The following is a 22,026-nucleotide window of genomic DNA, read 5'->3' as shown; positions in this document are numbered from 1 at the left end:
ATTAATCACCGTATATTAGTTTACAATGTTTTTCCGAAAATAATAACCTAACAACTTCTGGATCAAAGTATTCAACGTAGAAGTCGTACTCTGGATTTTGGTGGATAATGTCGAATATGTTTCCACTCAATTTTTTTTGATAACCTCTGGGAATATAATAAAATTGCTTTAAACCAACAAACGTTTCTTTCTTAAAAAGTAGTTTAATTTCGTATTTTTCCACTTGATTTTCAAATTTACTAAAAAATATCTTTGATTTTTCAAACAAGTTGTTGTTGTAATAGAAGAAACCAAAAAATAGATTATATTCTGGGGTTTTTTCGAACCTTTTTAGGTTATTGAGATTTATTTCACGGCCATTTAATAGTGCCCAGGCGGTATTTGCAAAAACTGATTTTATACAGTATGGTCTGTTTGGTGGTATCTTTCCTTCAATTAAACTGTAGTTTGTGTTTAGACAAAAACTTTTGGTGTTTTCTGATTCAAAGTTTTTCTTTTTGATGAAAAATAGAGTGAGAGACGGAAAAACTTTTGTTTTAATTATGTTTTTTAAGGTATTTGTATCTATTTGGTTCCCCATATAGGCATCGAGGATAATTTTAAAAAAGCTATCTATATTTGAGAGTTGAGATAATATTTTTGAAAAGTTTTTGGATAATCCATTTGCAATGTAATACTCCAAAAGTAATAGATAAGGGTATATGGAATGCGTATTGTTTTTGATAAATTCGACGATTTCGTTTGATATGTTTTGCTTTTTATAGAGTTTTGTAAGTAGCAAGTTGTATTTTGAAATTACCGTATTTTGGTTTAAAAACTTGCTAGCTTCATCGAAATTTCCCTCTAAAATGTTTATTAATGCAAGAAATATTTTGTCGGTGGTGGAAAATTTTCTTAAAGTGTTGATTATTTCTTCAATACTTGCATCATAATCTTGCTTATTGATATCGAAAATAGTGTAGCTATCTTCTTTTGAAATGTTTGCTTTTTTTATAAGTTTTTCTTTTAATTTTTTTATATCTTTGCCGCTTTTAGGATTATTTTTAATCTTTTCTTTTTTCTTTTTCCCAGTTTTTACTAATTCCTTTTCCAATTTTTTTTTGAGTTCTAAAATATTTTTTAGTTTATCTTCTTTTTCCATTTTGACACCCCTTAAAGTAATTTATTTTTTTTAAAACTGTAAAATCCATTTCCAACAATTATATGGTCAAGCAACTTTATACCTATTATTTCCCCTGCTTCCTTAATTTTAAAAGTTAAATCTTTGTCATTTTTACTTGGCTTTACATCTCCAGATGGGTGGTTGTGTACTAGAATGATGTATGCTGCGGAGTTTTTAATAGCTTCTCTATAAATTTCCCTGGGATGTGCAAGACTTGTGTCTATAAGTCCGATTGTTATATCTTTTGAAGTAATTTCTGAAAGTTTAGAGTTGAGCATTATTACCCTTACCACTTCTTGATCGTATTGTTTCATATCTTTGCAATATTCGTATACTAATTCAGGTGAATTTAATGTTTTTCCTTTTCTTTCTTCATTTAAAAGTCTTTTTGAGAGTTCGATTGCTGCAAATATTGTAGCAGCTTTTGCCTTGCCAAGTCCTTTTACATTACATAAATCTTCTATACTTGCTTTGCTTAATTTTAGAAGACTGTTGTCAAAATATTCGAGTAATTTTTTTGAAAGTTCAAATACGTTTTTATCTTTTGTTCCAGTTCTAATTAGAATGGATATTAGTTCATAATTAGAAAGTTTTTCCGCACCATCCACCAGAAGTTTTTCCCGTGGAAGCATTTATTATCCCCCTATCCCACAAGATATCCCAGACTTTTGAAATTGGAAATCCCATAACGTTGTAAAAATCCCCCTCTATTTTTTCTACAAGTATAGCACCAAGCTCTTGGATACCATATGCACCTGCTTTATCAAATGGCTTTGACGTATTTATATAGTATTTTATCAATTCATCAGTTAAAGGTTTAAATTTCACATTTGTTTTTTCACAAAATGTGATTGTTTCATTTTCTGTTAGAATGGTTACTCCAGTGTATACTGTATGCCAATTTGCTGAAAGAGTTTTAAGCATATTGTATGCTTCATCGTAATCTTTAGGTTTTCCAAAAATTTTGCCATTAAAGTAGACAATTGTATCTGCTGCAATTATTATACCTTTTTCTTTAATACTTTTTGCTTTAATGAGTGAAAGTTTTTTTACCAATTCTTCTGGATTTTTTTCATTTATGTTTTCGTTTATATTTGGTGGTATCACTTTGAACGTGATATTTAGCATTTTGAATATGTCTATTCTTCTAGGAGATGTTGTTGCCAAAATTAGATTCATTAAATATCTCCTCCATTTTTTGTGCAAGGATGGCATTAATTATTGCAGAAATAATGCCAAGTCCAATCATTAGTGGTAAAAAAGAAAATATAGAGTTACTCCTTATGATTATACTTCCAACTAAGACTTGTGTAAAGTTATTTGCAATCATACCTATAACGCTTATTCCAATGTATCCAAAAAAATTTAATTTTGAAAATAACCATTGAAAGGTCACAGCTGCGATTATACCAAAAAACCCCATAAAGAAAGGAGGGGTAAATATTGTTCCGGTAAATATACTTCCAATTAATGTTTTTAAAGTACCTACTAACACTCCACCTTTAAAGCCAATGTTTAATACAGTGTATAATATTACAAAATTGGAAAACCCCCATTTTCCAGCAGGTACAGGATATGGAATGTATTTTTCTATAACAAACATTACGGAAGATATTGACACCAAAAGGGCGTATATTACCAGGTTTGTAATTCTTGTTCTTTCGATTCTACGACTATCTTGTTTGGAACACAAATTATTTTTCCTCCTTTGTCTATTTTACCAGTTTTTTCGCAAATCTTTAAAGGACAAGTTGAATCTGTTATCCAAGCTTTTTCGCCGTCAAAGTGTACAATTGAAAGGACTTTTCCATTGTTATCTTTTATTTTGTATGCTCCGGGTTTTGTTAGTTTTAAATAGAGTTCTCCGTTAACTTTTACCACGAAAATGGAATTTTTACTAACTTTTGGAAAAAATATTACGGAAAAAAGGACTATTATAAGGATTAAAACAATGTCTGCACGTTTAAAAAACTTCATACATAGTCACCTTTCCGTTGATTATAATACCTCTTAGAAAGTTTTGATCAAACATATAGGGAATATCCAAAAATTCATTTGTGTTCCAAAGGGCAATATCACATTGAAATCCTGGCTCTATTTTTCCATTTTCAATTCCAAGCACATGTGCAGCGTTTAAGGTGTAAGCCGTTAAGATTTCTTCTGGTTCCATTTTTAAAAATCTTATGGCAAGATGCATAACAAACGATGGTGAAAAGATTGGACATGAACCGGGATTAAAATCAGAGCCTAAAGCAACTGCCGCACCTTTATCAATGATTTTTCTTGCATTTGCAAATGTTTCACCAAGGTAGAAACTTGTGCCTGGCATTAATGTTGCAACTGTATTTGATTTTGAAAGTAAAGCTATTTCTTCTTCATCTATTTTTAATAAATGATCTGCAGAGACTGCATGTAACTTCACCGCAAGTTTTGTTGCACCGACATTTGCTATTTCATCTGCATGGAATCTTAATTTAAATCCCCTTTCTTTGGCAAAATTAAAAAATTCCTCAATATCTTCCGGTAGAAACACACCTTTATCGCAAAATACGTCTATTGTATTTGTGAAACTTTTGATATCATCTAGCCATTCTTTTACATTTTTTATATATTCTGTTTTATCACTATCCTTTGGAATTGCATGTAACCCCAAAAATGTTGGAATCACTTTCACATCCTGTATTTCATTTAATATTGATATCGCTTTTAGCTGTTTTATTTCACTTACTTTTTCAAGACCGTATCCACTTTTCCCTTCAATTGCACATATTCCGTTTTGTTTTAAGAGGTTTAAATATTTAATGTTTTCTTTTACTATTTCATCTACAGTTGCGTTTCTTACCATCTTTACGCTGCTGTGAATTCCCCCACCTTTTTCGAATATTTGAGAGTAGGTTTTCCCACGTGCTCTCATGTAAAATTCATTTGCACGTTTTCCATAGAATGGAATGTGTGTATGTGCATCTACAAAGGCGGGAGTTACAAGTTTTGCATTAATTGTATAATCAGATTTTGATTTGTGCTTTTTTATGTCCAAAATTTTCCCATGATCAATTATCACATCTACGTCAAATGCCTCGAATAATTCTTGCATTTCTTTTCCTTTTTTTGGAGTATTTCCCGTTGGAGTTAAAAGATGATCAGCATGTATCTTGAACATTTAAATCCCCCCTAATATAAATGAGAGAATAGATGCAAATAGACAATATATGGAAAATATCTTAAGATTTTTTGAGATAGTAGCTTTTTTAAGTATAAATAAGCTAAATAAACCGAATATGAAAGCAACTAGCGCAGAGGTTAAATAGATTGTATTAATAGACATGTTTTTTACACCTAGTATACCAGCTCCTAATATTACGGGAATACTTATTAGAAAAGAATATTTTAACGCTAATTCTCTTTTTAATCCTATCATTAATGCGCCAAATAGTGTGAATCCACTTCTTGATATTCCTGGGAATATTGCCAACGCCTGAAATAAACCGATTGTTAATGCATCGGTATATGTTATTTCAAAATAATTTTTCTTTCCCTTTAGTTTGTCGGAAATAAAAAGCGCGGCGCTCGTTACTAAAAAGAAGAAAGAGATAATTTTAAGATTTGAAATGGAAGATTCCACTTTGTTTTCAAATAAAAGACCAAAAATTGCTGCAGGTATTGTAGAGACAATAATTTTAAGTACAAGATTTATATAATTTTTTTCAAATTTAAACAATCCTTTTATTATTTCAAATAATTCTTTCCATACAAAAATTATAATTGCGGCTAATGTTGCAAGATGTAAAAGTGCAAAAATAGATAAATTTGAATCTATGTTTAGAATTTTTGAGAACATACTTAAGTGTCCAGAACTTGAAACGGGTAAAAATTCGGTAAGACCTTGTATGATTCCAAGAATTATCTCCATTTTCTTCCTCCTTAATGTGTTATTCTTCCTGCGTATGGCCTATATGTATATATTTTTAATTCTTTTACGTTTAAATTGTTTAAATATTCTTTAGCAGAATCGATATCTGGAAAAGCGCCTAAACAAAGTGAATAGAAGATTTTATTATTCCTTTTAAATTTTATTGCAAATGATGAAAAGCCATTTGATCTTAGATTTAGAATATCTCTAAAAATAGGTTCTGCATTTTCACCTGTTTTTAAGAATATTGTGTATACACTTTTTCCGGCAAGAAGACCTGGGAGCCTTATCTTTGATGGTACTACTAAAAAGTATGTATCCTCTGATAACTTGTTGATTAAAAAATTTTTACTTAACTTTACTATTTTAAGGGCATTTTGTGAGTCTACCACAAAGGTGGAAACATCTGTGCTGTATTCTAAGATATCAAGTGAATGTACTAACAGTTTATCATAATTAAATGTTTCAAATTTGATCATAGTAGTTGTGGAATCTAATGAAAAATCTGGGAGCTTTTCACTCCCAGTTACATTTTTGAATTCAATTTTTTTTGGAATGTATACAACATCTACGTTTACAGAAGATTTTTTGATGTACAGATAAATAGTTGATATTAGAAGTAGTAATGTTATTAAAGATAAAATAAGTATAAGAGTGCTTAGTATTTTTAATTCCAAGGGTGTAAAAGAACGCAGCTTAAATTCCCTCCTCTACGTATTTCAAAATCAACTCAATAGTGGCTTCTACATCCTTTTTGTGTACCATTTCGTTTGGTGTGTGAATATACCTTGTGGCAATAGAAATAGTTGCACTTGGAATACCTGCTTTTGTGTTTTGATATCCACGTGCATCTGTTCCACCGTAAATTAAAACTTCCATTTGATATGGTATATTGTATTTTTCTGCAAGATCTCTTAATACGTTTACCATTTCTTTATCACTAATTGAATATCCGTCCTTTACCTTTATACATGCTCCACTTCCCAATTTCATTGATACTCTTTTATTTGCTTTTGGAGTATCACCTGCGGCGGTAACATCAATTGCTATAGCCACATCTGGATCAATATCATAGCCCGCAACTCTTGCGCCTATTATTCCAACTTCTTCTTGCACTGCAAATACTCCATATACCGAATTTTTTGTATTTTTAAGTTTTTTAAACACTTCTATTATTACTGCGCAACCAATTCTATCATCCATTGATTTTGAGATGAAATAATCGCCGTTTTCAACGAAGTATCCATCAAAGGTTCCAAAAGTTCCTATAGGACAAATTTTTTCTGCTTCTTCCTTTGACTTTGCCCCTATATCTACGTATATTTTGTCAAAGGACATATTTTTTATGTTTTCCGCTAAAATTTGACCTGTTTCTCCTTCAACATCAACTATACCTACAACATTACCAAATCTAACTTTTGAACGAAAGATCGTATAAGGTGATACACCACCCACCATGTCAATTTTTAAAAATCCGTTATCATCTATGTTTGTTACTACTACCCCAATCTCGTCCATATGTGCATCTAAAAGTATTTTTTTGCCAGATGAACCGTTTTTCCAGACAATTAAATTTCCCAATTTATCTACTTTATAACCGTCGATGTAACCTTCTAGCTCAGAGAGGATTACTTTTCTAATTTTCTCTTCTCGACCGCTTGGACTATGTGTTTCGGTAAGTTTTTTTATTAATTCTTTCATACATGAAAACCTCCTTTTAATTTTATCAATTTTATTATACACTACTAATGTGGAATTTAGCAAATAAAAAGAAGGTGAAAATGTGTTATCGATAGAGAGTTTTATCGAGAAGATAAACGATTATAGTGTTATCACGGAAAATGATAAGATTTTGGTTGCTGTTTCAGGTGGTGTGGATTCTATGACTTTGTTATACATATTAAATGAGATAAAAGAAAAAATAGGAATAGAAATTTTTTGTGCAACGATTGATCATGGTATAAGGAAGGAATCTAAAAATGAGGTAATTTTTGTGAAAAAATTTTGTGAGAGGTTAAATATTCCATGTTTTACATCAAGCATTGATGCATTAGGTTATGCAAAAGAGAATAAATTGACACTTGAAGAAGCTGCAAGAAAGTTAAGATATAGCATTTTGAGAAACTTTAAGAAAAAATTAGGAGTAAAAAAGATTGCAGTTGCACATAATTTGAATGATTTAGTTGAAAATGTACTTTTTAGAATTTCACGGGGGACTGGTCCATTTGGAATTTATGGAATGAAACCTGTAAGTGGAGATATAATTAGACCTTTACTTTTTTATACAAGATTTGAAATAGAATCTTTTGCAAAAGAAAATAACATAGATTTTGTGGTAGATAAAACAAATTACGATGTAAAATACACAAGAAATTTTATAAGACATGAGATAGTCCCAAAGTTTAAAAAAATAAATCCGGCATTTGAAGGAGCTGTTTTTAGATTTGTAGAGAATTTATGGGAATTGGAAAAGTTCGTGGATAAAAAAATAAATTTAGAGAGTGTACCACTTTTAAATGGAATACTTTTTAAGATACCAGATGATGATTATGTTTTAATTGAATTTGTAAGAAGACAGACATTAAAACACTATGGAATTGCCCCTGATAAGGAAAAGCTTGATAGGCTGAAGAAAAATCTTTCCAAAACAAGTTTTAAAGTTAGTTTTTGGGGAAATTATGGAGTGGAAATATCGTATGGGTATGGTTTTTTGGGTGATTTTTTAAGTAGAAAATTTCGTTACGAAATAAATGCTCCACAGGAAATTTATGTAGAACCTTTTAATATAAAAATTGGAAAAAATGACAAAGATGGTATAATATTTAATAAGAGTTCTTTTGTTATAAGAAATTGGGAGTTTGGAGATAAGATAAAAGGGGGTAAAAAGTTAAAGGAAATGTTTGTGAGGAAAAAGATCCCATCATTTATTAGGAGAATTATACCCGTTTTTGTGGATAATGAAACGGTGTTTTTTGTTCCAGGTGTTTACGTTGATAAAGAAAGTGTCTCTAAAGAAGGATTATCTGTGAATGTGAAAGGAGGTTTATTATTTTGAATAAAGGAATTGGATCAATAATTGTAGGGCTTTTAATAATTTTAAGTATTTTTTGGATACTTGAGGGGGTGTTTTTCAACAGTAATACCTCAGAAACATCTATGAGGTATAGTGATTTTGTTAAAAGACTAGAATCAGATACCGGTGATATTGCAGAAGTTACGATAAAAGATGATGGAAGTGTAATATTAAGAACTATTTCTGGAAAGAGGTATAACGTTTATGCGCCATGGGTTAAATACGATATGGACCTTATTAATAAAATGGTTAATAAGGGAATAATCGTAAATGGTGAAAAAAGTGTAGATAGTTCTTTTTGGGTTAATATTGTAGGAAATTTACTATTTTTCATTTTAATGCTTTTTATGTTTAGCTTTTTAATAAAGGGATTAGGAGGAAAAAATAATCAGGCGTTTACTTTTACCAAAAGTAGAGCCGAAAAGGTGGTTCCAGGTAAGAAAAAGATAACCTTTAAAGATGTTGCAGGTGTGGACGAAGCAGTTGAAGAATTACAGGAAATAGTTGACTTTTTAAAGAATCCTGGAAAATTTAACAAAATAGGTGCAAGGATGCCTAAAGGAGTTTTGCTTGTTGGACCTCCGGGAACTGGAAAAACATTGCTTGCAAGAGCAGTAGCGGGAGAAGCAAATGTGCCTTTCTTTCATATAAGTGGTTCTGATTTTGTGGAGTTATTTGTTGGTGTAGGTGCAGCAAGAGTTAGGGACTTGTTTAACCAAGCAAAATCTAATGCACCGTGTATTGTGTTTATCGATGAAATAGATGCCGTTGGAAGACATAGGGGAGCTGGACTTGGTGGTGGACATGATGAAAGGGAGCAAACGTTAAATCAACTTTTGGTGGAAATGGACGGGTTTGACGTAAAAGAAGGAATAGTCGTGATGGCGGCAACGAATAGACCAGATATATTAGATCCCGCTCTTTTAAGACCGGGAAGATTTGATAAAAAAGTAGTGGTGGACCCACCAGATGTAAAAGGAAGGGAAGAAATTTTAAAAATACATCTTAGGGGTAAACCTATATCTGAAGATGTAGATGTAAAGATTTTGGCAAAAAGGACGACGGGATTTGTTGGGGCGGATTTGGAAAATCTCGTTAATGAAGCAGCACTTCTTGCAGCAAGAGATGGTAGGGTACAAATGACTATGGATGATTTTGAAGAAGCTATTGATAGGGTGATTGCTGGCCCTGCAAGAAAATCGAGATTGATTTCGAATAAGCAAAAGGAAATTGTTGCGTATCATGAATTAGGGCACGCCATAGTCGGAACAGAATTACCAAATTCTGACCCGGTTCATAAGGTGTCTATAATACCTAGGGGTTATAAAGCGTTGGGATTTACATTGCATCTTCCCGCAGAGGATAAGTACCTTATTAGTAAAAACGAACTAATGGATAATATAACAGCTTTGTTGGGAGGAAGGGCGGCAGAAGAAATAGTTTTTCATGATATAACAAGTGGTGCAGCAAATGATATTGAGAGAGCAACGGAAATAGCAAGAAAAATGGTTTGTGAACTTGGTATGAGTGATAACTTTGGACCACTTGCTTGGGGAAAGACGGAACAAGAAGTATTTTTGGGGAAAGAAATTACAAGGATGAGAAATTACAGTGAAGAAGTTGCGAAATTAATTGATAGTGAAGTGCAAAATATCGTAAACACATGTTATAACAGGGCAAAAGAAATATTAAATAAACATAGAGAAAAATTAGATGAACTTGCTCAAATTTTGTTAGAAAGAGAAGAAATTAGTGGAGAAGAGTTAAGGAAGTTACTTAAGGGGGATGATAGTGTTGTGGAGGAAGATAGAGGGGATAAGTAAAACTATAGAGTTTGTTCCCGATGATTCTTATATTTGGGACGAAGATGATGAAATGAGAAATTATCATTTTGTTTCAACTTCCGGTATTATTAAACAATTTGTAAGAGTGGGATATGAAATTTTATTAGAAGTATTACCAGAAGATTTGATTTCAGTTGTTTTGAGTGTGAAGGTAAAACAAATATTTCCCGTGATGGTTGGTGATAAATTGGTTTTGGGAGTTAGAGTTACGAAAATTGATGGAAATTATATATATTTTTCTGGAATTTTGACGAAAGATAATAAAAAAGTCGCTGAGGCAGAATTTGTTAGGGTTGTAGTTTCAAGAAATTATCTTAGGAGGAAAGCAGTTGAGGAAGCCACGTAAAAAAGATGATTTTCTAGAATATTCACATGTTAAAAAATTTAGTGATTCTGAAAAAAGATTCAAAGAATTTATGGGCAACCAGGGGGTTGCCTTAGTTTTTCCAAATAATTATACAGTAGCTGCATCATCTCTTTCGTGGAGTTGGGTGCAACAACTATTTTGGGAAAGTGGTATATACCCAGAGCGTTATTTCTATGAAAAGTGGTTTAGAAAATTTTATTCCGTTGAATCTTTTAAACCGTTAGATGAAAATAGAATTTTGTTATTTTCTCTGCATTTTGAGCTTGATTTTGAGAATATTTTGGATATTTTAAAAAAACTTGGAATACCATTGCTTGCCAATGAGAGAGATGAAGATTCACCAGTTATTGTGATTGGTGGAGCAATTACATTTTTTAACGAAGAGTTGATTAAACCCATTGCAGATGTAATAATTGTTGGAGATTTAGAAGATAAGGTTAAAGAAGTTTCAGAGGGAATTCGAATTTTATTAAAAAGTAGGAAAGAAGGATTGGAATATTTTAAAAGATTAAAATGGGAAGATAAAGTGACAAACTTTGATATTGGAAAAAAACTCCCTGTTTCTCATTTTGTAACACGATTTTCCGAATTTGGTGAAAAAAAGCTTCTAGAAATTGGTAGGGGATGTATTAGAAGATGCAATTTTTGTGTGATGGGGTATAATAAAAAGCCGGTAAAGTTTGTACATCCAAATGTTATAGAAGAATTTTTAAAAAATGAAACTTATCCAATTGGAATAATTAGTGCTACAATAACAGATTATCCATGGTTGGATGAATTATTGGATATTTTAGAGGGATATAATATAAAGTTTTCCGTTTCATCTATGAGGGCGGATGGTATCTCTGAGAGACTGTTGAGATTGTTAAAAGATAGTGGTCAAAAAAGCTTTACCATTGCACCTGAAGGGGTTTCACAAAGAATTAGAAATTTAATGTTGAAGGATATAGATGAGGATGATTTGTTATTTGCACTTGATATTGGAAGAAAAGTAAGTTTTAACAGTATAAAGATGTATTATATAGTTGGTGTAGGTGAGGAATTATCTGATTTTGTAGAATTAAAGTCTTTTTTAGAGAAAGTAAAAAAAATGGGGTATAAATCAATAACTTTAAGTGTTAATCCTTTGATTCCAAAGAAAAAAACCCCATTTTATGGTAGGGAATTTATTAGTAATGGGGAATATAATAAAATAAGGAAGTGGATGAAGGAGAGTCTAAAAGGAATAAGAATAAACTTTGAAAGTTATAAACTTTCAAAAAAACAATATGAATTTAATGTTATGTCTGAAAAGGAAATTGTTGATTATATAAAAAAAAGATTTTAAATGTTTGTTTTGTACAGTACTAAATATAACTTTTCCGATATCATGTATATTACAGATAAAAACTAAAAATTTAGCACGTGGTGCACTATAGGTGTTTTTTTATAATCTGTAGATAGAAAATAGCTTTGGCAGTATTTCAAAGCAATTTTTTATTTTCATGAACAATATGATATAGCTATTTCAATTTTTTTATTTGATTTTTCCTCAGATTTGTTTTATATAATCCTATTTTTTGAAACACTCTTCAAAAGGTATTGACTATTTTACATTTTATGTTAAAATAAATTACGGTGACGCCGGGGTGGCGGAATTGGGAGACGCAGCGGACTTAAAATCCGCTGGGGGTTACACCTCCGTGTCGGTTCGAGTCCGATCCCCGGCACCACTTGAGAATAATAGCAGTGTTGTTATATACGATGCGGGGTGGAGCAGTCTGGAAGCTCGTTGGGCTCATAACCCAAAGGCCGCAGGTTCAAATCCTGCCCCCGCTACCAGAAAAAGGTGGAACCGAAAATGGTTCTACCTTTTTTTATCTAGTCTGGAAGCGTTTTAGGTGTTAGTATCGAGAAGGAATTGTTTTTCATTTGTTGACTGTGAAAACATTCGTAGTAATTTTCTTGAGATTTTTTACAAATTTGTGGAGAAAATTACTATAAAGGCTGAAGATTTTTTGCATAAGATGATGAAAAGATTGTTGTGGTAAAATCTTCAAAATATTACTTTTTAAGAATATTAGAATTTACTAGATATTATTTGGTAGCACATTGGTTGTCAATTTCATCGTTTATAGTAGAATAACAAAACATTTTGTGACAATTTTATGACGGAATTGGAGATTTTTATTAGTGTTATTTACGGCATAAATGATTTCTCAATCTATTGAGGTTTTTTTATAATGAAAGGTAAGAAAAAGTAGATTAATAACGATAATTTTCATACTATGACTTCTAAATTTATATTTATCACTGTAAGATTTATTGGGATAGCTATAAATTTTTTAATTACGAAGGGGGAGTTGTATGAGATTTCACAGATATCATTTTATTTCAGTATGTTTCTCTATATTGTTTTATTTAATAACTTCATATGTAAACTCAATGGGTTCGAAGTTGGGGTTAGCATATTCTCAGATTGGTATGATAAATTTTTTTGGTGCACTTTCTTACGTGATAACTAGTATTAGTATAGGTCATCTTGGTGATAAGTTTGGTTATAAAAAGATATTGATAGTGGAGTTTTTACTGTATTTTTTCTTTTTAGTTGTTTCATTGAATTTATCAGGTGTATTTTCTTTAGTAGTAATAGCTGTTATATCAAACTTATTTTTTGGAAGTTTTTATCCTCAAATTGAGGGACTAATATCAAAAAGCGAATCGTTAGCAAACTTTCCACATTCTAAAACAGTTATGAGATTTAATCTTTCGTGGAGTTTTGGAAATATCATTGGGATGGCTTTGGGACCATTTATGACTGTAAAATATCCACAAATAATATTTGGATATGGTTTATTTCTTTCTACTACTATGAGTATTTTTGTTTGGTATGATTATAAAAGCTTTGGAAATTACATAAGACTTTTGTGTTGCAATTTTAAAATGGAAAAGATAGTGAAAAATATAAAAAAATATAGGTTGGTGTATAGAAGTACGTTGTTTTTTTCAGGACTTTTGTATACGTCAGTTTTGGCTCTTTTTCCAAAATTAATAAGTTCATATGGTACGGCGCTTAGTTTAACAGGATTTTTAATTGCCTTTGCAAATTTGTCAGTTTTTTTGACTTTTTTATTTATGGGGAAATTTAACTTTTGGGTGGGAAAACCAAAGGTTTCTTTTTATTTTTTATTAGTATTGCCGGTAACTTCCCTTCTTATGTTTTTTAAACCATCGCCAATGTTATTTTTGGTAATTTCTTTCTTGAGTGGAATGTGTTACGCTATTCCATATACATTTGCAATATACTATGGGCTTCATTCTGAAGAAGATGATCAGGGAAAGCAAGGAGGATTTCATGAAGCTGTAATTGGTCTTTTGTTTGGTTTTGGTCCATTAATTGGTGGAACTTTTTTGGATTATTTTTCTGGGATAAAGGGGCTTGGAATTTTTGGACTATTGTTGACGATTATAGTATTTTTTATTCAAATAAGGTTTTTAATAAAAAAATAGGGGCTTTTGCCCCTTATTTATTTAATCTTTTATATACTTCATGCGCAAGGAATGAACCTACATGTTCTGCAAATGTATTAGGGCCAAACCCCGCATCGTATCCCAGTTCTTTTGCAAGCTCATGTGTTATTCTTGGCCCGCCAACTACCAATACTAATTTTTCTCTTAAGCCTTCTGCTTCAAGTAATTCCACAAGTTCGGTAAGGTGTTTTATATGTATATTTTTTTGAGTAACGGTTTGTGAGACAAGTAATGCATCTGCGTTAACCTCGATTGCTTTTTTTACAAATTCTTCAACTGGTACTTGACTTCCCATGTTGTATATTTCGAACATTTCGTATCTTTCAAGTCCGTAGTGTCCGGCAAATCCTTTCATGTTTAAAATAGCATCTAGCCCAACTGTGTGTGCGTCAGTTCCTATAGTGGCACCTACTACTACTATTTTTCTGCCTATTTTTTCTTTTATAAATTTATCTATCTCATACATTGTCATTTCCTCAACGTGGACTTTTGGAACATGTATACTTGTATAGTCTATTGTGTGAATGCAATCTCCATAGCCAATGAAAAATGTAAACCCCTTTGTTAATTCTTTTGAAAATACTATTTGTGGATTTTCAAGACCCATTTTTTTCATTAGTATTTTTGCCGCTTCTGTTGCTTCATCTCCAAATGGTACAGGTAGTGTAAAACTTACTTGTAATTTCCCATCATTCATGGTGTCACCGTAGGGTTTAACCGCTTTAAGGTTTAGTGTTTTATCTATATTCTTTTTTTCAAGATTGTATCCACTCATTCTTGACACCTTCTTTCTAACATTTTATCAAAAAATGGGTTTATATAATTTTTGCCTTTCATAAATACTCCGTCAAGTCCTTTTCCACCATTTATTGGTCTTTTTATATTTGCAAAGACTCCTAAACTTAAAGCTTTAAAAAGCCCGATTTCTGATATTTTTTCGAGGAGTTCTATAGCTTCATTTAAAACTTGTTTGGCTCTATTTTGTATTAAACCATTTTCTTTAAAGTATATTTCATCTCCTATGTTTTTCATGTTATTAAATATGTATTTTGCCGTTTCAATTGCGAGGTATCTATCTGACATAAATGGAGTATGGATAGCTTCAGTTAACATGCCTAGAAGTTGGATTCCTTGTTTAGTCCAAATTGAAATTACGTTGAACATTGCATCTTGAACTAGTCCTTTGAATATATTTCCTGTCATATATTTTGTTGGAGGCATGTATTTTAAAGGAGCTTTTGGAAATATTTCTCTTGTCATTTGAGCTTGTGCAAGCTCGTATAAAAAGCCATTTTCAAGATCAGGATTCATTTCAAATGCGTGGCCTAAACCCATTTGTTCTTCGGGAAGATTTGCTATTAATGCAAGTTGTTCGTTTATAAATTGTGAGGCAAGAACGGTATGTGCTTCTTGATATGCATCGGCCGTTGTAAGATAATTGTCCTCACCTGTGTTTATTATTATCCCAGCAAATCCATTTATTACTCTTGAAAAATGCTGATCAATTATAGTTCTTTGCATATTAATATCCCGAAATAGGATGCCGTAAAGGGCATCGTTTAACATCATATCTAATCTTTCAATAGCTCCCATTGCAGCTATTTCTGGCATACAAAGGCCTGATGCATAATTTACTTGTCTGATATATCTTCCGACTTCGCGGGAAACCTCATCTAGTGCTTTCCTCATTATTTTAAAGTTTTCCTGAGTAGCATAAGTTCCCCCAAAACCTTCTGTAGTTGGGCCATATGGTACATAGTCAAGTAAACTTTGTGCAGTAGAACGAATTACCGCAATTATATCTGCACCTTGTCGTGCGGCAGCCTGTGCCTGAACGACATCTTCGTATATATTTCCCGTGGCAACTATTACATAAAGATATGGTTGCTTTCCATCACCAATTTCATTTATCATTTTTTCTCGTATGTTTTTATTTTCTTTTATGCGGTTTATTGTACTTTCAACTAATGGATTTAGAATATCCAATACATTTTCTATGGAATGTGTTTTTACTTTGCTTAAATCCAATTCTTTTTTAGCTATTTTTTCTGCTATTTCTTGTGGGGAGAGTTCTGTTTCTATCATTGCGTTTCCAATAAAATATGCTGCACCTTGTTCTAAAATTCCTTTTTCTTTTAAGTGATCAACAACGACATTTGGAAGAGGAACTTTTTCATTATTTGTTCCATCTATACCTAAAAATCTGCATATTGTTCTTTCGATAGAAGTTGTGGAGCGAGGTTCTACGAATTCTTTTATATCTTTGGCTATTTTTTGGGCAAGTTTTTTTGCGTAGTCTACTTTTTTGAAATCAAGTCCTAGTTTACTCTCCATTTTCCAATACCTCCTCTATTTTTTCCACTATATTGTTGTCTATATCTAGTAATTTTAATATTTTTATTGCTTCTTTTGGAGAATTTTTTTGCGTTATTTCTTCAAGTGAATAGTCAAAATAATCTTGTAATTCTTTGTTTTTGTCTATTTTTTCTATATCTTTTAATCCCTTAACTCTTAAATGACGCATATTTGAAGATAGTACATTGTCAAAATGTGTAGTTATTGCGCATACTATATTTGGTTTGTTAAATAACTTTGCAATTGCTTTAACTATAGCTCTTCCTTCTAATGGGTTTGTCGTACGTGCAGGTTCATCAAGTAAAATCAAAAATTTTTTATTACTTTGTATTTGTTTAAATATGTTATTTAAAATTTTCATTTCAGCGGCAAATGAAGAAAGTCCAAGTTTTTCATCTTGAAAATCTCCTGAAATAAAGAAGATATCATCAAAAATTGGCAAAAAGGCGTTTTCCGCTGGAATATAAAATCCTTTTTGAAATAGAATTTGAGAAAGTGCTATTGTTTTTAAAAGAATAGTTTTTCCACCCATATTTGCACCGGTTATAATTTGTGTGCCGTTTTTTAAGGTTATATCTACTTTTTGAAAATGTTTTCCGGTATTTTCGAGTATTTCTTTTACTTCAGGGTTAAAAAGTTTAGAAAGCTTTATAGTAAGTTGCTCCGATATATTGGGTTTTTTTAGATCCAGTTTTTTGGAAAGTTCCATTTTTGATATGGAAAGATCCAAAAATCCAATAGTTTCATAGTTTTTTAAAAAATTATGTGAATGTCTGGATAATCTTTCGGAAAGATTTTTGCATATTTTTTCCTCTATTTCTTTTTCTTTTATAGATAGCTTGAGTAATTTTTCCTCATCTTTTATTTTAGCTTTTTCTTTTCTTATATTTTCAAGTTCTTTGTCATAGCTACTGTATATGTAAAAGGTTGGAAGATTTTGGTTTTCTGGATCTAGAATTTGGAAAGGTTTATGTAATTTTTCAAGCTTAAAGCAATCCAGAAGATTTAAATCTTTGAGAATTTCAAATAATTCGTTTGAAAAGTATGAGAATTGTTTTAATTGAAACAGTTCAATTTCATCAAGTGTTGTTCCAGTTGTTAATTTATTTATAGTTTTAAGTATATCCTGAAAGTGTGAGAGAATGTTTTTGATTTTATCAATTGGTATATCAAACAATTTTTCCATAGCTTTTAGATGTAATTGTATTGTATCTTTATCCGATAAAAGATTTAGATTTTCAAGGTATCTTTTGCCAATTTGCGAGGAAAAGTCCAAATTTTGTTTGATGTAATCAAAGCCTATATCCATTCACCTTCAACCTTTCTAACGTTTAATATGGGTAATTTTATTTTACTTGATAGTTTTTCGATTAGTAGTTTGTCGTCTATTACAAAGCCATTTGGGGAATATGGGTTTACCGTAACTAAACACAAATTTGGCTTGTGTAGCACCAATATCTTTCCACCTTTTTTTTGATAGAGTTTTAAATAAAAACTATTTACAAATATTTTTGAAAAATCCTTAACTACCAAAGTTGGATAGGTATTATTATTTATCAATTTCCTTAAAAATTTTTCCGTTAATGCCCCGCCTATTAGAATTTCCTTTTGGTCTTTTATTAAACTTAAATCATTGATATTTAAAGATGAACGTGCTATTAGTTTTAAATCTTTTGTAAATATACCTGATTTTATATCCAACTTTTCAGGGTATAAAGGAAGATTTATTTTGTAAAATAAATCCAATGTTTTTTCAACTATTTTTTCTATATCCAAACTTACTGCAGCACCAGTTGAAAGTACTACTGCATCGCTTAATGTTGAACTACTTATTCTAGACAAAGCCCCGTCTATTAGTATTTTTTCTACTCCAAATGTTTGAAGTATTGAATTTATTTCTTTGAGCCATTGGATTGTAGTGGGGCCTGATAAAATTATTTTTCCTTTTTCAAGTGCCTTTGCAATTATTACTCTTCCCGTTGATGTGCTTCTGTCTGAAACATATAGTATTTCTGAAAGAAAATTTTTCCTTTTGTAAAAATTTTCTGTAGTTACAAATAAGATCCCATTATCGACTAATATGTTTGGTTTTTTTGTGAAAGTTACTTGATCTGTATCTTCACCATCAATCCCAATTGATGTGACTCCCAATACGAAATCTTTCTGCAAATGCTTTAGCAGAAAATTAAACGTTTCTGTTTTTCCTGTGTTTTTTTCCAATCCTACAATTGCTATTGTTTTGAATTTTTTAAACAAATTTATCAAAGGAATTTTAACGAAAGTAGAGCATCTCCTTCCACACATAATTCGTCTTTTTCGTTAAAAATTAACGTGGAAACTTTTATCCTCTTTTTTTCATCATGCTTTTCCAATACTTTTATTTTTATTTTTATGTTTTTTTCTACATATACAGGCCTTAAAAATTTTGCGTTTTGTGACATGTATATTGTTCCAGGACCTGGGAACTCCATTCCCAAAACATATGAAATATAACCAAGGAGAAGAATGCCGTGGGCAATTCTTCCTCCAAAAATAGATTTTTTGGCATATTCTTCATCAATATGTACAGGATTTTTGTCTCCCGTAATTTCTGCAAATTGAAATACATGTTTTTCTTCTACCTTTATAACCTTTTCATATGTTTGGCCAACGCTTAATTCTTCATATTTCATCTTTTTTCTCCCCTTTTTTCTTTCCAGTTTTTGATTCTTTCATGTCTTTCAAGGTGTGTAGGTTCGATGGATATTTTTTTGCTTTCATAAAGAGAGGCAATGCCTGTAAACTCATATTTTCTTCTGTATTCACTATCGTCTACATCTGATTTTGTTTCTTCTGGTTCGTGATATGCAACGATAACACCTTCATAATTACGTAAAATTGCGGTGTTATTTGAATAAGAGATTAGATATTGAGGCATTAACCTAATTTTCCCACCACCTGCTGGTGCATCGACAACGTATGTTGGAACACAAAAACCTGAAGTATGTCCAATTAAGCTTTCTATTATTCTCAATCCAGTTCCAATGGATGTTCTAAAGTGAGAAATTCCTTGTGAAAGATCACATTGGTAAATATAGTACGGTCTTACCCTTATTTTTACAAGTTGGTGGACAAGTTCCATCATGATATATGGACTGTCGTTTATTCCACGTAAAAGTACAGATTGATTTCCCAATGGAATACCGGAATCTGCAAGCATTTCACAAGCTTTCGAACTTTCAGGTGTTATTTCTTTTGGATGGTTAAATTGCATATTAATCCATATTGGATGATATTTTTTTAGCATATTGGTGAGTTCTTTTGTAACGATTTGTGGAATGACTACAGGTGCCCTTGTTCCTATTCTAATTATCTCCACATGTTTTATCTTTCTCAATTCTTTTAATATGTATTCAAGCATATCGATTCCAGCAAGTAATGCGTCTCCACCGGAAAGTAATACATCTCTAACTTCAGGAGTTTCCCTTATGTATTCGATAGCTGCATCTATTTCACTTTTTGTTCTAGCTCTATCATGTTGACCTGCAAATCTTCTTCTTGTACAGTGTCTACAATACATAGCACACATATCGGTAATTAAAAACAAAACCCTATCTGGATATCTGTGTGTTAATCCTGGAACTGGAGAATCTTCATCCTCGTGTAGTGGATCAACCATATCCCAAGGTTTTAGTTCAAGTTCTTTTATTGTAGGTACTGCTTGTCTTCTAATGGGGCATTTTGGATTATCAGGATCCATAAGTGAGGCGTAATAAGGTGTTATTGCCATTCTCAAAGTTTTAAGGCTTTGTCTTATTCCCTCTTCTTCTTCCTTGGTAAGGTTGATTACTTTTTTTAAAGTGTCTACGTCTGTTATTCTGTTTCTTATTTGCCATTTCCAATCATTCCATTCTTCTTCTGTTACATCTTTCCAAAGTGGTATATCTTTATAATGTCTCATCCTATCCCCCCATTAACAATATTTTGATTCAAATAGCTTTCTTATTTCATTAGATTCTTTGATAATATTCAAACTTAGTTGTGCGTGACCCTTAGTATATCCATTTCCAATTATCATAGTTACGTCTTTTCCCACACCTTCAGCTCCCAAGGCTGCCCGAGTGAAAGATGTTGCCATACTAAAGAAATAAATTATTCCTTCATCTTTAGTAATTAATATAGAAGACATTTCAGTACCTTCGACGTTAACGTTGTTAATAGTTACATCTGCAAGTTCACTAACTTCTGTGAATTTTTGGTATACTTCCACAGGTTTTGTGGCATCTGCGACTATTACGTGGTGTGCAAGGTTTAAATCAATTATTTTTTGAGCATTTTCCTTAGAATATTCTATTACAATAACTTTACCATTTTTTCCAACATTTTTCATTGCTTGATAGGTGCAGAGTATTCCAGATTTTCCACCACCTATTATTGCAACTGTCATTCCAGGTTTTACAAGTTTATTTACTTGCGCTGGTGCACCTGCAACATCTAAAACGGCAAGTGCAAGTTTTTCTGGAATGTCATCTGGAAGTTTTGCGTAAATTCCCGTTTCGAATAATATTGCTTTTCCCTTTATATCCACTTGTTCTGCATCAATTTTGATATCTAGAATTTCGTCAATTTTTAGTGGGGTAAGGGAAAGAGATACAAGGGTTGCAATTTTATCTCCTACCTTTAGATCTGTTTTTAAATCTTTTCCTATTTCTTTAACAGTCCCTATTAACATACCACCACTACCAGTTACGGGATTTTGAAGCTTTCCCTTTTCTTTTACTATTGAGAGAATTGTTTTTTTTATGCATTCGATATTGTTGTTACACGAATTTTTTATCTGAGTGAAGCTTGCAGAGTCCACGTTTAAAGTCTTTACATCTATTAGTATTTCGTTGGAATAGATTTCCATGTTGTTATCTATTTTTTTTGCAGCTTGTGGTAAAAAACCTTCTGGTTCAATAACCCTGTGCGTTCCATATGGACATCCCTTTTTATTTATCATCTTACTCCTCCTTTTTTATTCCCAAAATTTTTCTTGCCTCATCTGGGGTTGCAATTTCCCTTCCCAACTCCTTTGCAATTCTTACAATTCTTTCCACAAGTTGGGCATTCGATTTTGCAAGCACCCCTTTTTTATAATAGATGTTATCTTCAAATCCCACTCTGACGTGTCCACCCATGAGTATGGCGTGAACTGCCAATGGAAGTTCATATTTTCCTATACCGGCAACACTCCATGTAGAACCTTCTGGAAGTTTTGAAACTAGATAAACGAGATCATCTATCGTTGCTGGTATTGCCCCAGGCACTCCCATAACAAAATCAAAATGGAGTGGTAAATCAAGTATTCCTTTTTTTACTAGATTTAATGCATTTTGAATCATTCCACGTTCGAAAACTTCAATTTCTGGTTTTATATTTCTTTTTTTCATTTCAATAGCAAACTTTTCTATGTATTCCATTGGATTTAAAAAGACATCATTTCCAAAATTGCAAGTTCCTGCACTAAGTGTTGCCATTTCTGGATTTGTTAGTAATGGTTGCATTCTTTCTTCGAAGGTGTGCCACGTTGCTCCACCTGTGGAAGGTTGGAAGATTATGTTGCACTTTTTTTCTATCTTTTCCTTTATTTCTTTGTAGATTTCGTATGATTGTGTAGGTGTTCCATCATTGTTCCGTGCGTGGATATGTGCAATAGATGCACCTGCAAGGTAACATTCGTATACTTCATCTGCAATTTCATCTGGTGTAATGGGAAGATTGGGTTGTTTTTCTTTTGTAACTTCTGCACCTGTTACGGCAACGGTGATAATAAGTTTTTCCATG

22 protein-coding genes and 2 tRNA genes are annotated in these 22,026 nt (G+C 31.8%); 7 read left to right on the top strand and 17 right to left on the bottom strand.

The features are described 5' to 3' along the window. Position 1: 1 nt before the first annotated feature. Genes XJ44_RS02185 through XJ44_RS02145 form a run of 9 tightly spaced genes read right to left on the bottom strand, consistent with a single transcriptional unit; the run spans position 2 to position 6,773 of the window. The gene (locus XJ44_RS02185; RefSeq protein WP_077197917.1) at positions 2 to 1,141 is read right to left on the bottom strand and encodes a hypothetical protein; all 1,140 of its coding nucleotides are present in this window, start codon (positions 1,139 to 1,141) and stop codon (positions 2 to 4) included. An 11-nt stretch (positions 1,142 to 1,152) separates the two neighbouring features. Next, positions 1,153 to 1,794: a RadC family protein gene (radC, locus tag XJ44_RS02180; RefSeq protein ID WP_075665428.1), complete on the bottom strand. Its 642-nt coding sequence runs from the start codon at positions 1,792 to 1,794 to the stop codon at positions 1,153 to 1,155. Next, on the bottom strand, positions 1,745 to 2,341 hold the full coding sequence (locus XJ44_RS02175; protein ID WP_077197916.1) for a Maf family protein: 597 nt from the start codon (positions 2,339 to 2,341) through the stop codon (positions 1,745 to 1,747). The genes radC and XJ44_RS02175 overlap by 50 nt, the downstream gene beginning before the upstream one ends. Further along, positions 2,310 to 2,783, bottom strand: a complete 474-nt coding sequence (locus XJ44_RS02170; RefSeq protein ID WP_255407170.1) for a Gx transporter family protein — start codon at positions 2,781 to 2,783, stop codon at positions 2,310 to 2,312. Before XJ44_RS02170 ends, XJ44_RS02175 begins: the two co-directional genes overlap by 32 nt. Before the next feature lie 14 nt (positions 2,784 to 2,797). Beyond that, a complete protein-coding gene (locus XJ44_RS02165) occupies positions 2,798 to 3,139 on the bottom strand; it encodes a NusG domain II-containing protein (RefSeq protein WP_075665426.1) in 342 nt (113 codons plus the stop codon). After that, positions 3,126 to 4,322 (bottom strand): imidazolonepropionase, encoded by a 1,197-nt coding sequence (gene hutI / locus XJ44_RS02160; protein ID WP_077197915.1) that lies wholly within the window; start codon positions 4,320 to 4,322, stop codon positions 3,126 to 3,128. The genes XJ44_RS02165 and hutI overlap by 14 nt, the downstream gene beginning before the upstream one ends. Beyond that, a complete protein-coding gene (locus XJ44_RS02155) occupies positions 4,323 to 5,072 on the bottom strand; it encodes an undecaprenyl-diphosphate phosphatase (RefSeq protein WP_077197914.1) in 750 nt (249 codons plus the stop codon). 11 nt (positions 5,073 to 5,083) lie between these two features. After that, on the bottom strand, positions 5,084 to 5,749 hold the full coding sequence (locus tag XJ44_RS02150; protein WP_084758736.1) for a hypothetical protein: 666 nt from the start codon (positions 5,747 to 5,749) through the stop codon (positions 5,084 to 5,086). Positions 5,750 to 5,768: 19 nt separating this feature from the next. After that, on the bottom strand, positions 5,769 to 6,773 hold the full coding sequence (locus XJ44_RS02145) for a M42 family metallopeptidase (protein ID WP_077197913.1): 1,005 nt from the start codon (positions 6,771 to 6,773) through the stop codon (positions 5,769 to 5,771). Positions 6,774 to 6,855: 82 nt separating this feature from the next. Between XJ44_RS02145 and tilS the strand changes: the two genes are divergently transcribed. From tilS to XJ44_RS02110, 7 genes are all read left to right on the top strand, one after another. Continuing rightward, a complete protein-coding gene (gene tilS / locus XJ44_RS02140) occupies positions 6,856 to 8,127 on the top strand; it encodes a tRNA lysidine(34) synthetase TilS (protein WP_077197912.1) in 1,272 nt (423 codons plus the stop codon). Then, the gene (ftsH, locus tag XJ44_RS02135; RefSeq protein WP_077197911.1) at positions 8,124 to 9,968 is read left to right on the top strand and encodes an ATP-dependent zinc metalloprotease FtsH; all 1,845 of its coding nucleotides are present in this window, start codon (positions 8,124 to 8,126) and stop codon (positions 9,966 to 9,968) included. Before tilS ends, ftsH begins: the two co-directional genes overlap by 4 nt. Then, positions 9,937 to 10,335, top strand: coding sequence for a thioesterase family protein (locus XJ44_RS02130; protein WP_232218207.1), 399 nt, complete (start codon positions 9,937 to 9,939; stop codon positions 10,333 to 10,335). Before ftsH ends, XJ44_RS02130 begins: the two co-directional genes overlap by 32 nt. After that, complete coding sequence (locus XJ44_RS02125) at positions 10,319 to 11,683, top strand: B12-binding domain-containing radical SAM protein (protein ID WP_077197910.1); 1,365 nt, start codon at positions 10,319 to 10,321, stop codon at positions 11,681 to 11,683. The genes XJ44_RS02130 and XJ44_RS02125 overlap by 17 nt, the downstream gene beginning before the upstream one ends. A 295-nt stretch (positions 11,684 to 11,978) precedes the next feature. Next, positions 11,979 to 12,068, top strand: a tRNA-Leu gene (locus XJ44_RS02120). A 32-nt stretch (positions 12,069 to 12,100) separates the two neighbouring features. Then, positions 12,101 to 12,177 (top strand) — tRNA-Met (locus tag XJ44_RS02115). A 525-nt stretch (positions 12,178 to 12,702) separates the two neighbouring features. Then, complete coding sequence (locus XJ44_RS02110; protein WP_077197909.1) at positions 12,703 to 13,845, top strand: MFS transporter; 1,143 nt, start codon at positions 12,703 to 12,705, stop codon at positions 13,843 to 13,845. Positions 13,846 to 13,858: 13 nt separating this feature from the next. Here XJ44_RS02110 and kamE read toward each other — a convergent pair whose 3' ends face one another. Genes kamE through kce form a run of 8 tightly spaced genes read right to left on the bottom strand, consistent with a single transcriptional unit; the run spans position 13,859 to position 22,025 of the window. Next, positions 13,859 to 14,641: a lysine 5,6-aminomutase subunit beta gene (kamE, locus tag XJ44_RS02105; RefSeq protein WP_077197908.1), complete on the bottom strand. Its 783-nt coding sequence runs from the start codon at positions 14,639 to 14,641 to the stop codon at positions 13,859 to 13,861. Further along, positions 14,638 to 16,200, bottom strand: coding sequence for a lysine 5,6-aminomutase subunit alpha (kamD, locus tag XJ44_RS02100; RefSeq protein WP_077197907.1), 1,563 nt, complete (start codon positions 16,198 to 16,200; stop codon positions 14,638 to 14,640). Before kamD ends, kamE begins: the two co-directional genes overlap by 4 nt. Further along, on the bottom strand, positions 16,190 to 17,530 hold the full coding sequence (gene kamC, locus XJ44_RS02095; protein WP_077197906.1) for a lysine 5,6-aminomutase reactivase ATPase KamC: 1,341 nt from the start codon (positions 17,528 to 17,530) through the stop codon (positions 16,190 to 16,192). Before kamC ends, kamD begins: the two co-directional genes overlap by 11 nt. Continuing rightward, positions 17,521 to 18,486, bottom strand: coding sequence for a lysine 5,6-aminomutase reactivase subunit KamB (kamB, locus tag XJ44_RS02090; RefSeq protein ID WP_233119497.1), 966 nt, complete (start codon positions 18,484 to 18,486; stop codon positions 17,521 to 17,523). The genes kamC and kamB overlap by 10 nt, the downstream gene beginning before the upstream one ends. After that, positions 18,483 to 18,893, bottom strand: coding sequence for a MaoC family dehydratase (locus XJ44_RS02085; protein ID WP_077197905.1), 411 nt, complete (start codon positions 18,891 to 18,893; stop codon positions 18,483 to 18,485). Before XJ44_RS02085 ends, kamB begins: the two co-directional genes overlap by 4 nt. After that, positions 18,890 to 20,161 carry a lysine 2,3-aminomutase gene (gene kamA / locus XJ44_RS02080; protein ID WP_077197904.1) on the bottom strand — a complete coding sequence of 424 codons (1,272 nt, stop codon included), beginning with the start codon at positions 20,159 to 20,161 and terminating at the stop codon, positions 18,890 to 18,892. The genes XJ44_RS02085 and kamA overlap by 4 nt, the downstream gene beginning before the upstream one ends. A gap of 12 nt (positions 20,162 to 20,173) precedes the next feature. After that, positions 20,174 to 21,202, bottom strand: a complete 1,029-nt coding sequence (gene kdd / locus XJ44_RS02075; RefSeq protein WP_077197903.1) for an L-erythro-3,5-diaminohexanoate dehydrogenase — start codon at positions 21,200 to 21,202, stop codon at positions 20,174 to 20,176. Between the two features lies 1 nt (position 21,203). Then, entirely contained in the window at positions 21,204 to 22,025 is an 822-nt protein-coding gene (kce, locus tag XJ44_RS02070) for a 3-keto-5-aminohexanoate cleavage enzyme (RefSeq protein ID WP_077197902.1), read from the bottom strand. Position 22,026 lies beyond the last annotated feature (1 nt).

The sequence above is a fragment of the Thermosipho affectus genome (assembly GCF_001990485.1).
Lineage (GTDB): Bacteria > Thermotogota > Thermotogae > Thermotogales > Fervidobacteriaceae > Thermosipho > Thermosipho affectus.
This window is presented reverse-complemented; position numbering and strand designations above follow the sequence as displayed.